This is a genomic window from Pseudomonas sp. MTM4 (genome assembly GCF_019355055.1).
In the GTDB taxonomy this organism is placed as follows: domain Bacteria; phylum Pseudomonadota; class Gammaproteobacteria; order Pseudomonadales; family Pseudomonadaceae; genus Stutzerimonas.
The window spans coordinates 1,681,541-1,693,941 of record NZ_CP048411.1 but is presented as its reverse complement, the minus strand read 5'-3'; the positions used below and the strand labels follow the sequence as shown (position 1 = coordinate 1,693,941).

General features: G+C 60.1%; 10 protein-coding genes and 1 pseudogene. 10 read left to right on the top strand and 1 reads right to left on the bottom strand.

Going from position 1 to position 12,401, the window contains the following annotated elements; all coding sequences use genetic code 11:
- Positions 1-39 precede the first annotated feature (39 nt).
- A complete protein-coding gene (locus GYM54_RS07675) occupies positions 40-219 on the bottom strand; it encodes a hypothetical protein (protein ID WP_197445654.1) in 180 nt (59 codons plus the stop codon).
- Between the two features lie 152 nt (positions 220-371).
- On the opposite strand from GYM54_RS07675, the gene GYM54_RS07670 reads away from it, so the two are divergent.
- The 10 genes and pseudogenes from GYM54_RS07670 to gmd all read left to right on the top strand — a co-directional run bounded on the left by GYM54_RS07670 (position 372) and on the right by gmd (position 12,400).
- Entirely contained in the window at positions 372-1,529 is a 1,158-nt protein-coding gene (locus GYM54_RS07670; protein ID WP_197445625.1) for a PQQ-dependent sugar dehydrogenase, read from the top strand.
- Between the two features lie 23 nt (positions 1,530-1,552).
- Positions 1,553-1,679, top strand: a pseudogene (locus GYM54_RS22000) (hypothetical protein); the annotation flags it as partial.
- Between the two features lie 123 nt (positions 1,680-1,802).
- On the top strand, positions 1,803-2,639 hold the full coding sequence (locus tag GYM54_RS07665) for a S1 RNA-binding domain-containing protein (protein WP_197445626.1): 837 nt from the start codon (positions 1,803-1,805) through the stop codon (positions 2,637-2,639).
- A 428-nt stretch (positions 2,640-3,067) separates the two neighbouring features.
- Entirely contained in the window at positions 3,068-4,225 is a 1,158-nt protein-coding gene (locus GYM54_RS07660) for an outer membrane beta-barrel protein (RefSeq protein WP_197445627.1), read from the top strand.
- 42 nt (positions 4,226-4,267) lie between these two features.
- Entirely contained in the window at positions 4,268-4,801 is a 534-nt protein-coding gene (locus GYM54_RS07655; protein WP_197445628.1) for a polysaccharide biosynthesis/export family protein, read from the top strand.
- Positions 4,801-6,999 (top strand): polysaccharide biosynthesis tyrosine autokinase, encoded by a 2,199-nt coding sequence (locus tag GYM54_RS07650; RefSeq protein ID WP_197445629.1) that lies wholly within the window; start codon positions 4,801-4,803, stop codon positions 6,997-6,999. Before GYM54_RS07655 ends, GYM54_RS07650 begins: the two co-directional genes overlap by 1 nt.
- Positions 7,000-7,140: 141 nt before the next feature.
- Complete coding sequence (locus GYM54_RS07645; RefSeq protein ID WP_181100714.1) at positions 7,141-8,487, top strand: UDP-glucose/GDP-mannose dehydrogenase family protein; 1,347 nt, start codon at positions 7,141-7,143, stop codon at positions 8,485-8,487.
- A gap of 14 nt (positions 8,488-8,501) precedes the next feature.
- On the top strand, positions 8,502-9,881 hold the full coding sequence (locus GYM54_RS07640) for a lipopolysaccharide biosynthesis protein (protein ID WP_197445630.1): 1,380 nt from the start codon (positions 8,502-8,504) through the stop codon (positions 9,879-9,881).
- Positions 9,878-11,107 (top strand): glycosyltransferase family 4 protein, encoded by a 1,230-nt coding sequence (locus tag GYM54_RS07635; RefSeq protein WP_197445631.1) that lies wholly within the window; start codon positions 9,878-9,880, stop codon positions 11,105-11,107. The genes GYM54_RS07640 and GYM54_RS07635 overlap by 4 nt, the downstream gene beginning before the upstream one ends.
- Positions 11,108-11,275: 168 nt before the next feature.
- On the top strand, positions 11,276-12,400 hold the full coding sequence (gene gmd / locus GYM54_RS07630; RefSeq protein ID WP_197445632.1) for a GDP-mannose 4,6-dehydratase: 1,125 nt from the start codon (positions 11,276-11,278) through the stop codon (positions 12,398-12,400).
- Position 12,401: the final 1 nt, after the last annotated feature.

The window sequence follows — 12,401 nt, the reverse complement described above, 5'->3', positions numbered from 1 at the left end:
TGTTGCGGGTTTACTACTTGGCTATTTATTTCTGGTTATCTATTTCTTACTGATGGTGATCTGCCGCGAAGGGCCTTGAGTCTGACCACTGACACCGTTGGGGATCTTCTGAACTTCACCACCGGCCTTCAGAAAGGCCGCCATCTGCTCGGCCAAGGACTGGCTGGTTTCGCTGGCGGGTTCGGGTTTGCGTTTCGCGGAAGTGGTCTTTGCGGCCATCGTCATCGGATTCCTGTGGATCAGTCGAACCGGCCATTATACAGATATGGCTAGTTTTTGTTCGATTTTTCCTTGAACGGTCATCAGATGAGCAAATCGCTTCGTCTATGGTCTTCATTAGATATTGCCCGTTTCGCTCCGGAGGATTCTTCATGCCGCGCCATGCCATTCGCGCCATCATCTGTTGCACCACGCTCTCCTGTTCGACCCTCGCGGTCGCCGATGTCGAATACTTTGACAGCGAGCAGGGTCGTGTCTCCGTCGAAGAGATCGCTACCGGTCTGGAGTACCCCTGGGCCGTTGCCTTCCTGCCGGACGATGCTGGCATGCTGGTCACGGAGCGTCCCGGCAGGTTGCGTGTGGTTGACGGCAACGGCCAGCTTTCCGAACCGCTCGACGGCGTGCCCGACGTCTATGCGCAGGCGCAGGGCGGATTGCTGGACGTGCAGCTATCGCCCAGCTTCGCGCAGGATCGGTTGGTCTACCTCAGCTATGCCGAAGAAGAAGAGGGCAAGGCCGGCACCACCGTGGGTCGTGGTCGGCTGGCCGACGACCTGAGCGGGCTGGAAGATTTCACGGTCATTTTCCGCCAGCAGCCAAAGCTTTCGAACGGCATCCATTTCGGTTCGCGGCTGGTCTTCGATGGCAGCGGCCACCTATTCATAGCGCTGGGGGAAAACAACCAGCGGCCTACCGCTCAGGATCTGGACAAGCTGCAGGGCAAACTGGTGCGGATTCACCCGGACGGCAAGGTTCCGGACGACAATCCGATGGTGGATACCCAAGGCGCCCGGCCAGAAATCTGGTCCTACGGTCATCGCAATCAACAGGGGGCCGCGCTCAACCCTTGGAGCGGCGCGCTCTGGACGCATGAACACGGCCCGCGAGGCGGCGATGAAATCAATATTCCGCAACCGGGGCTCAATTACGGCTGGCCGCTGGCGACTCATGGCATCAACTACAGCGGTCAGCCGATACCTGAAGCCAAGGGTAAATCCGTGGACGGTACCGAGCCGCCGCACTATGTCTGGGAACGTTCGCCCGGCATCAGCGGCATGGCGTTCTACGATGCGGAACGCTTCCCCGCATGGCAGCACAACCTGTTCTTAGGCGCGCTGGTGGACCAATCGCTGATTCGCCTGCAACTCGATGGCGACAAGGTGACCCATGACGAGCGATTGCTGAAAGACCTCGGCGCGCGAGTCCGCGACGTTCGCCTGGGGCCCGACGGCTATCTTTATCTGCTGACCGACTCGGCCAGCGGCAAGCTCCTGCGTGTTGGTCTCGATGCGAGCGAAGGCGGACGTTGAGAGCATCTCATCGAGAATGCCTGCACCTGCGCGCCTACGACGTCACCACCGGCAAGGAATTGCGCAAAGTGGCGGTCGCCGGCCGGCGGTCATGGCTCGCTCGGAACCAAAGCGAGCGATTCGATCATCGCCTATGCATTGCCGCAATGAGTTACTCGGGGCGGACGTATGTCCAGCCTCGCCCTTGTTTCAGGGTGATTCAGCTGACCGGGCGGGCGCTGGCGTCCGACCGGCCTGCTAGAATCGCCGCCTTCGACCCACAGGATTTTTCACATGGCCGCAATCGGGCGCTTCAACAGCATGCAAATCGTCAAGCACACCGGTTTCGGCCTTTACCTGGACGGTGGGCCGGATGGCGAGATCCTGCTGCCCAATCGTTACATTCCGAAGAATGTGCCGACTGAGGTCGATGACTGGCTGAACGTCTTCGTTTACCTCGACAGCGAAGACAAGCTCATTGCGACCACGGAGAAGCCGAAGGTACAGGTGGGCGAGTTCGCCAGCCTCAAGGTCAAGGAAATCAACCGCGTTGGGCTGTTCCTCGACTGGGGCCTGTCCAAAGATTTGCTGCTGCCGCATTCCGAGGAAAAACGTCAGTTGAACGAGGGCGACTACTGCGTCGTTCACGTCTACCTCGACAAGCACACCCGCCGCATCACCGCGACGGCTCGGCTAGATCGCTATCTCGACAAGACCCCACAGCGCTACAAGGTCGGCGAAGCCGTTGACTTACTGGTCGTGGAGGCCACCGATCTTGGGCACAAGGCAATCATCAACAGCAAGCATTGGGGGCTGATCCACAAGAACGAGGCGTTCAAGTTCCTGCGCAGCGGTATGCACGAAAAGGGCTTCATCAAGGAAATGCGCGCCGACGGCAAGATCAGCCTGAGCCTCCAGCCGGTGGGCAGCGAAGCCGCTGACGCCCTGCAGGCGCTGATTCTGCAGAAACTGCAGGAGAACCAGGGCAGCCTGCCGGTCAGTGACAAAACCGCAGCCGACGAGATCGCTCGGCTGTTCGGCGTCAGCAAAGGCAATTTCAAGAAGGCCATCGGCGGCCTCTACAAGCAGGGCCGCATCGTCATCCATCCGGATCGCATCGAGCGCACCTGATCCGTCGGCGCGGGCGTAGCAGCCAGGCGCCGACTTCCTTTCTCGATCTCTACGACACACACGCAAGCGGTGGGCTTTAGTGCGCCAACTGTTTGCGTGGTGCGGCGGCGCAGCGATGTGGCTCGTCTAAATAGTCGTTGCCGAATGTTACGAGCCTGCCGTTCGAACGCTGATCGAGGCACTCACGGCTATGTCTGTAGCAATGCCGGTGCGTCTGTACTTCCCTATGGGGCTGTAACTCGTGGCACTAGCCTGTCTTGAAGGGCGGAGCACGTGCGTTTTTGCCGCTTTGATCTACGTCGCTCATAGATTCTGCAACTGTCCGGGATATTTGCGGTCTGTTGCGTGTCTATGCCTCCTCACAAGAATGGGCGTCGCGGCCAGAGTGAAGGCATGAACAACAATTTATCTCCGAGAAGGGATTCCATATGAGGAACATCACGCTTCCAGGTGTATCGCTACTGTGCCTTGCAGCTACCAATAGCTGGGCCGCTAACGATCCTCAGGATATTCGCATTGGTGGTTACGAGTTCACCCCGACGCTGGTCGTGCGTGAGAGCTATGACGATAACTATCGCGGACTGGCAGATAACGAACGGGCGTCCTGGGTAACTGGAATCAACCCGACCTTCTTGCTTGGGACGGGCAATCGCAACAGCGAGTACGAACTCGAGTATTCCTTCAACAGCGATATTTTTCATTCGGATTCCGAAGCCAGTAACACCGACCACCATCTCAATCTAAGAAGCGTCATGGAATTCACCTCACGCCATCGTTTGAGCTGGGGGCTGGCCTACCACCGCGTAGAGGAGACGGCCGACACCGAGCAAGCTATTGAAAACGACAAGTACAGCCGGACCATCGCTCGCGCCGCTTATCGTTTCGGTGCACAGAGCGCACAAAATCAGCTCGAGTTCGGCACTAATTACGAACAGCGCCGCTACTACAACAGCGGCAACATCAACGCGTCCGAAGAACGCAACAGCCTGATGTTCAACTCAGTCTGGTTCCATCGTCTGGGTTCCAAGACGCGCTCGCTCATTGAGATACGCCATACCGATCACGACTACAAGCTAAGCAGTGCGCTGCGTGACAGCACCAACGTGGCGTTGCTTGGCGGTGCGACCTGGGATGCCGGCGCGAAGACCTCCGGCATGTTCAAGCTTGGCGCCGAGCGCAAGGACTTCGATAGCGATCAGCGTGAAGACTCCACCAGCCCCATGTGGGAAATCGGCGTCACCTATAAACCCCGTAGTTACTCGGCGTTCACGCTCAATTCCCGTCGCGCCTTCGACGAGGGTGACAACGGTGCCAGCACCATTAATGACTGGACGACGCTCGCCACCTGGGATCACGAGTGGACCTCGCGTGTATCGACCGAGCTGCTCTACCGCTTTTCCGATCGCGAGTACAAAGGTATCAATCGAGACGATGAGCGCAGCGGCTACGGTGCCGGCGTGACCTGGTCGCCAGACCGCTGGGCCGACGTGACCCTGTCATATCTCAGAACGGAAAACGACTCCAGCCTGAGCTCGAGGACCTACGACCGAAACGTTTACTTGCTGAGTTTCGACCTGAGCCTTTGAGGCCGGGTAGGACATTAACCAGTGCCTAAGGAGGAGCCAACCATGCGCATCCCGAACATTTTCAAATTCCTTTCTCTGCTCGTGCTGCTGGCGTTCAGTGCGGCGGCCAGCGCCGCGCAGTATCAGCTGGGGTCAGGGGACATCATTCGTATCAACGTACACGGCGAGCCGGACCTCACCTTCGAAGAAATTCGCCTGACGGACGCCGGAACCTTCACCTTTCCATTCATTGGCGAGGTCGATGCCAACGGCAAGACACCGGGCGAGGTGCGCAACCTGCTGGTCGAGAAGCTGAAGGATGGCTATCTGGTCGATCCGCGCGTGTCGGTATCGGTTGCCAACTATCGCGAGTTCTACATCGCTGGCGAAGTGAAACTTCCCGGTGGCTACCCATTCCAGCCCGGACTCACCTTGGATCGGGCCATCGCTTTGGCAGGAGGGCTGACCGAGCGTGCATCGACCAGACGCATGACCATCGTTCGCGGCTCCGAAGGCAGCCGCGCCGAAGAAAAAGCCACCATGAACACACTGGTTCGCCCCGGCGACACGATTAACATCGATGAAGGATTCTTCTGATGAACAGCCCAGTTCGCCCGGATCGGCCATGGCAGCGCCCCGTAGGGCCGGCAACCGATAGCGATTTCATAGACCTTAAGAAAATCTGGCACGCAATCTGGTCACGCAAGTGGGGTATCGCCCTGCTGGTGGTGGGCGTCGTGCTGCTGACAATCGTGCTGCTGTCGCGGATGACCCCTATCTACAAGGCCGTCGCGTCGGTGCTCATCGAGACGAAGGGCACACCGGTATTGTCCTTCCAGCCTGCTGCGGACACGCCCGTCGAGCTCAGCGAATATTTGCAAACTCAGCTCAGCCTGATGCAGAGCCGCGGCGTTGCCGAGCGTGTGGTGCGCGATCTGAATCTGACCGAGCACCCGGAATTCGATCTGCGCCAACAGCCTGGGCCGCTGATCGACTTTAGTGGTATCGCCGCTGCCCTGACCGGTGAAGAGGAAGAGGCGCCTACCGAAGCGCAGATCCTCGACTACGCCACTCAATCCTTGATGGAGCGGACGTCGGTATGGGTCGAAGGCAAGAGCCAGCTGGTCTATCTGTCCATCGCCATGGCCGACCGCATGACCGCTGCGGAAGCGACCAACCAACTGGCGCAGGCCTATATCGAAGCGCAGCTGGAAGCCAAGGTCGACATGTCGATGACAGCCGCCAGTTGGATGAACGAGCGCCTGGTCTCCCTGCGTGAAAATCTGCAGGACTCCGAAGACCGTCTCCAGGCCTACCTGGACGCCGAAGGTCTCGTGGATCTGGATGGTGTCGGCACCATCAGTGCCAACGAGCTATCTCTGACCGGCGACCGCATGATCGACGCGCGTCGTCAGCGGGCCGAAGCCGAGAGCCAGTACCGTCAGGTGGAATCCATGCGCAGCCAGGGCTGGGAGCGTCTCGCCAGTGTGCCGGCCGTGCTGGGTCACCCCCTGATTCAACAGTTCAAGGCGGATCAGGCACATGCCCGGTCGCGCGTCGAAGACCTGTCCCGTCGTTATGGCGATCGTCATCCGGCGATGGTTTCCGCACGTTCCGATCTTAATGCGGCCACTGCCAGTCTCCGTCAGCAAGTCGAGCAGGTAGTAGCGAGCATCGAGCGCAACTATCAACTGGCAATGGCTAACGAGAACTCCCTGCGTGCTTCGTTCGACGAGAACAAAGGCCGCATCCAGGATATCTCCCGCAAGGAATTCAAGGTGCGTGATCTCCAGCGTCAGGTCGAAAGCGACCGCGCGCTGTACGACACCTTCATGACCCGCCTGCAGGAAACGACCGCGACCTCGGATCTGAGCTCCACCAACGCCCGTGTGGTCGATGCGGCCATCCCGCCGACCGAACCCAGTGCACCGAACAAGAAGTTGATTCTGGCGGTGGCGTTGTTCCTGGCGCTGGTACTGGGTATTGCGCAGGCCATCATCCGCGAAATCCTCGACAACACCTTCAAGAGCTCCGAAGAAGTCGAAAACAAGCTCGGCTTGCCAGTCATGGGCATTGTGCCGATGGTGCCGCGCAAGCTGCGCAAGGAAGTCAGCCATCTGTTCGAGCGCAGCGGCGACAAGCGCTTCTGCGAGGCCGTGCGCACCATCCGTACCAACTTGTTGCTGAGCGAAGCCAATCAGCCGCGTCAGGTGCTGGTGATCACCTCCACCGCGCCGGACGAAGGTAAGAGTGCGGTCTCGGCCAACCTAGCGTTCGCCATGGGGCAGCTGCATCGTGTGCTGCTGATCGACGCCGACCTGCGCCGCGCGACCCTCGACAAGGCGTTCGACTTCAAGCCGGGCACGCCGGGGCTGGTCAACCTCATCGGCGGCAATGCCAAGCTTGAGGAGTGCATCCACACGGTCGGCAACGTCGACATGATCGCCGCCGGTGCAGTGCCTTCCAACCCACTGGAGCTTCTGTCGTCGCCACGCTTCGCGAAACTGCTCGAAGTGGTCAAGGGCCGCTACGACCGCATCATCATCGACTCGCCACCAAGCCAGGCGGTCAGCGATGCCGCCGTGTTGTCGACCCTCGCCGATGCTGTGATCTATGTCGTCAAGTCCGACTCCACGCTGATTCCGCATGTGCAGAAAGGTGTAAGCCAGCTGCAGAACAGCAACGCGCCGCTGACGGGTGTAGTGCTCAACGCCGTCGATATCGAGAAAGCCAAGAAGAACGGTCAGTTCCGTGGCTATTACGATCACTACGGCTACAGCGAGCAAACGGTCTAAGCCGGCTCGTTCATCCGCCTGGGGTCAGGTTCGGCCAGCAAGGAACCTGACCCGTTTGAATCTGCCCAGTTTTGCGCCACCGGCCACCGAAAGGGTCGCGCCGAGGCATGCCTGTTTCAATGTTTAATCGAGGATCTTGCTATGAACATCACCGTCGTTGGAAGCGGCTACGTTGGGCTGGTTACCGGTGCCTGTATCGCTGAAATGGGCAACACGGTTTACTGCGTCGACGTCGACAAGACCAAGATAGAGAACCTCAAGCAGGGCATTCTGCCGATCTATGAGCCAGGCCTCGAAGATATCGTCGTCGAGAACCACACGTCCGGACGTCTGCACTTCACCACTTCGCTGAGTGAGGCGGCCGAGCAGTCTGAAGTCTTCTTCATCGCTGTCGGCACCCCGCCTGGCGAGGACGGTTCGGCGGACTTGCGCTATGTGCTGGAAGTCGCTCGGCAGATCGGCGATACCCTGAGCGGTCCGGCGATCGTGGTGAACAAATCCACCGTGCCGGTCGGGACGGCGGACCTGGTGCGTACAGCGGTGGCGGAGCGTCTCGAAGCGCGCGGCGTCGACATCGAATTCTCGGTGGTATCGAACCCGGAATTTCTCAAGGAAGGTGCGGCGGTCGATGACTTCATGCATCCCGATCGGATCGTGATCGGCGCCGACAACGATCACGCCCGCGAGGTCATGAGTGCCCTCTACGCGCCCTTCATCCGCAACCGCCCGCGCACCATGTTCATGGGCATCCGCGATGCGGAAATGACCAAGTACGCCGCTAACGCGATGCTGGCGACCAAGATCTCCTTCATGAACGAAATCGCCAGCCTTTGCGAGCGCCTCGACGTGGACGTCGAGAACGTGCGCCTGGGCATCGGCTCGGATGAGCGCATCGGCTACCACTTCATCTATGCCGGTTGTGGCTACGGCGGCTCTTGCTTCCCGAAAGACGTCAAGGCACTGATCAACATCGCTCACCAGAACGACTTCGAGCCCAAGCTGCTGCAGGCGGTCGAGGCCCGTAACGAGCAGCAGAAGCACTCGCTGTTCAACAAGATTTCCACCCACTTCAACGGTGATCTCAGCGGCCGCACCTTCGCCGTCTGGGGCTTGGCGTTCAAGCCGGGTACCGATGACATGCGCGAAGCGCCGAGCGTGGTGCTGATCAACAGCCTGATCAATGCCGGCGCCAAGGTTCGTGCTTTCGATCCGGTCGCCCGCGAGACAGCGCGCCGCGAGTTCCCGGAAAGCTGGTTTACCGAAGGTCGCCTGCAGATCGTTGAAGGCCAGTACGAGGCTGCCATCGATGCCGACGCCCTGTGTCTGGTGACCGAGTGGAAGCCATTCCGTCGTCCGGATTTCCGTGCGCTGAAGCGCTTGTTAAACACTCCGCTGATCATCGATGGGCGTAACCAGTACGACCGCGAGCAGGTCAAGCGCGAAGGCTTCAGCTACTACGGCGTCGGCCGTCAGCCGGTTCAGGCTTGAACGAGGGGTAGCGAGTGAGCGCCATCGATCAGTCCAGCATGCGCAGTGGCTCCCCCCAAACCAGGGAACGGCTGGCCGCGCTGTTGCATGGAGGCATGCGTAGCAAACTGCTGCGCAACATCCTCACCGTGGTGACCGGTACCGCTGGTGCGCAGGCGATCACGCTGGCCTTCATGCCGGTGATCACGCGTATCTACGGGCCGGAAGCCTATGGCGTGTTGGGCACCTTTCTCAGCGTGACCATGATGCTGATTCCGGTCGCGGCGCTGACCTATCCCATCGCCATCGTGCTGCCCAAGCGCGATGGCGATGCGCGGGGCCTGGCGCGGCTGGCGCTGACGATTGCGCTGGCGCTGGCGTCGGTGGTTGCGCTGGGCCTGTATCTGTTCGGTGCGCAGCTGACGACCGCGCTGGAGATGCAGATCATCCAGCCGTTCCTGATGCTCATCCCGTTCGTGATGTTCTGTGGCGCGGCACTGGAAATCTGCCAGCAATGGCTGTTTCGCACCCAGCGCTTCCGCATCACGGCGAGCGTGGCGGTCGGGCATTCGCTGCTGTTCAACTCCATGCGGACCATTGCCGGCCTGGTGCAGTCCTCGGCGCTGGTTCTGGTGTGCACCACTGCGCTGCAGCAGGCGTTGCACGCGGCCATGCTGGGTCTGGCGATACTGCGGGCCAAGCCCCACGAAGATAATCACGCCGGTGAAGCGGGGCAGGAGCGCCCCGGTATGCTCGAACTGGCCCGCCAGCATAGCGACTTTCCCAAGTTCCGCGCCCCGGTGATGCTGATCAATGCCGTCTCGCAGCATCTGCCAACCCTGGTGCTCGCGGCGTATTTCGGTCCGGCGGCCGCTGGGTTCTTCGCCTTGTGCAAACAGGCGCTGACCATGCCGACCAATATGATCGGCAAATCGGTGGCCGATGTTTATTACCCGCGCATCAGCCGCGCCATTCACGATCGGGAACCGGTCGCAGCCATGCTGCTGAAGGCGACCACCGCGCTGGCGTTGGTCGGTCTGGTGCCGTTCTCGTTGGTGGTGGCGCTCGGGCCCTGGATGTTCGCGCTGGTGTTCGGCGAGCAATGGCATGTGGCAGGCGAGTATGCCCGCTGGCTGGCGCTGGCCGAGTACGTGATCTTTGTCTCGCGCCCGTGCGTGGTGGCGGTCCCGGCGCTGTCGCTGCAAGGCCGTTTCCTTCTATTCGAGATATTCAGCACCAGTTTGCGCGTGCTTTCGCTGTTTGTCGGAGCACTGCTGGTCGGTAGTGCGCTGGCAACTGTGCAGGCCTTTGCCGTCGCCTGCATCGTCATCTATTCGTCGCTGATCGCGATCGTGCTGATTGCCGCGCGCCGGTGGTATGCGGCCCAGCGTATTAAAGAGAGCCTAGATCAATGAAGGTTTTGCATTTGGTCGCTGGCGAATTGACCGGAGGCGCTGCTCGCGGCGCGTACTGGTTGCACCAGGGGCTGCGCTCGCTGGGGGTCGATTCCCGCGTCTATACCAATAGCCAGGTCACCCATGGCGATACCTCGGTGGTATCCGTCAGCCGCAGCAAGAAAGACAAGATCATCAGCATCGCCAGAAGCCAGGCCGACCAGGCGTTCGCCAGTTTCTACCGTGGACGCCAGTCGGGCATGTTCAGCGCTGGCGTGATGGGTGCCGATTTCACCAAGAGCGATGAGTGCCGTGAGGCTGACGTGGTGCATTTGCATTGGGTCAACGGCGGTTTCATCGATATGAAGCACCTGGCTCAGCTGCGCAAGCCGGTGGTCTGGACGATGCGTGACATGTGGCCGATGACTGGTGGCTGCCATTACGGCATGGGCTGCGAGAAATTCACCACCGGCTGCGGCAGTTGCGATCAACTCGGCAGCCGCTCCGAGCGAGACCTGTCGCGCTTCGTGCTTAACCGCAAACGCAAGTATCTGCCCAAATCGATGAAGATGATCGGCATCAGTGACTGGGTCTCCGAACAGGCCCGGCAGAGCCTGCTGTTCCGCGACTTCGACGTGCGCACCATTCATAACAACGTCGACGCCAGTGAATTCTTTCCGCTGGACAAGTCCTTGGCTCGGCAGCTGCTGGGGCTCAATACTGAGAAGAAGATCATCCTCACCGGCAGCACAAGCGCCAAGGACACTTACAAGGGCTTCGGCAAATACCTCGAGATGCTCAAGCACCTCGATCCGGCCAAGTATCACCTGTGCTTCTTCGGCAAGCTGGACCAGTCCATCGCCGATGGTTTGGGCTTCGACTACACCTCGTTCGGCTATCTGCACGACAGCATCTCGCTGCGCCTGCTCTATTCGGCCGCCGATGTGTTCATCGCGCCGAGCCTGATGGAGGCGTTCGGCAAGACGCTGGCCGAAGCCATGGGGTGCGGTACTCCCGTGGTGTGCTTCGACGCCACCGGCCCGAAGGACATCGTGACCCATAAGCACGACGGCTATAAGGCAGCACCCTTCGAGGCGCAGGGCCTTGCTGACGGCGTCGAGTGGGTCACGGGCGAGGCGGACTATCCACAGCTCGTACTCAATGCGCGGGAAAAGATCACCAGCACCTTCGACAGTCCGGTCATCGCCAGGCAATACCGGGCGCTGTACGAGGAAATGCTCGCATGAGAGGCCCGTCTGTCCGCACCAGGCCGCTCGGTAACGCCTCGTTAACCTTGGCTGCCAACAATCAATCGAAACTGCCGTCTGGCGGAGCAGGGCGCCTGGGCGCCGATGCGTCGTCCGTTCGGTCTTGCATCAACACCCTTGTCATCTGGAACCTACAGGTACATTGAAATGGAAAAGAAACGCGCGCTGATCACCGGGATTACTGGCCAGGACGGTTCCTACCTCGCCGAACTCCTGCTGGAAAAGGGCTACGAAGTGCATGGCCTCATACGCCGTGCCTCGCAGTACAACACTCAGCGGGTCGACCATATCTGTCAGGACCCGCATGTCGAGCATCAGAACTTCGTTCTGCATTACGGCGACCTGACCGATTCGTCCAACCTGACCCGCATCATCCAGGAAGTGCAGCCGGACGAGGTCTACAACCTGGGCGCGCAGTCACACGTCGCGGTCAGCTTCGAGTCGCCTGAATACACGGCCGACGTCGATGGCATGGGCACTCTGCGTATCCTCGAAGCCATTCGCCTGCTGGGGCTGGAAAAGAAAACGCGTTTCTACCAGGCCTCCACCTCTGAGCTCTACGGTCTAGTACAGGAAATCCCGCAGAAGGAAACCACGCCGTTCTATCCGCGTTCGCCCTACGCGGTGGCCAAGCTGTACGCCTACTGGATCACGGTCAACTACCGCGAAGCCTATGGCATGTACGCCTGCAACGGCATCCTGTTCAATCACGAATCACCGCGCCGCGGCGAGACCTTCGTGACGCGCAAGATTACTCGTGGCCTGGCGAACATCGCCCAAGGTCTCGAGAAATCTCTGCATATGGGCAACCTCGACGCGCTGCGTGACTGGGGCCATGCCAAGGATTACGTGCGCATGCAGTGGATGATGCTGCAGCAGGAGCAGGCCGAAGACTTCGTCATCGCCACCGGCGTGCAGTATTCGGTGCGCGAATTCATCAAGTGGTCGGCAGCCGAACTGGGCGTCGAGTTGCGCTTCGAAGGGAGCGGCGTGGACGAGCGCGCCATCGTCGCCAGCATCGAGGGTGACAAGGCGCCGGCGCTCAAGGTCGGCGACGTCATCGTCCATGTCGATCCGCGCTTCTTCCGTCCGGCTGAAGTGGAAACCCTGCTCGGCGACCCGACCCGTGCCAAGGAAAAGCTCGGTTGGACGCCGGAAATCAGCGTGCAGGAAATGTGCGCCGAAATGGTCCGCGAAGACCTGAAGATCGCCCAGCGCCATGCCCTGCTCAAAGAGCACGGCTTCGACGTTCCAGTGTCTGTGGAGAACTGAT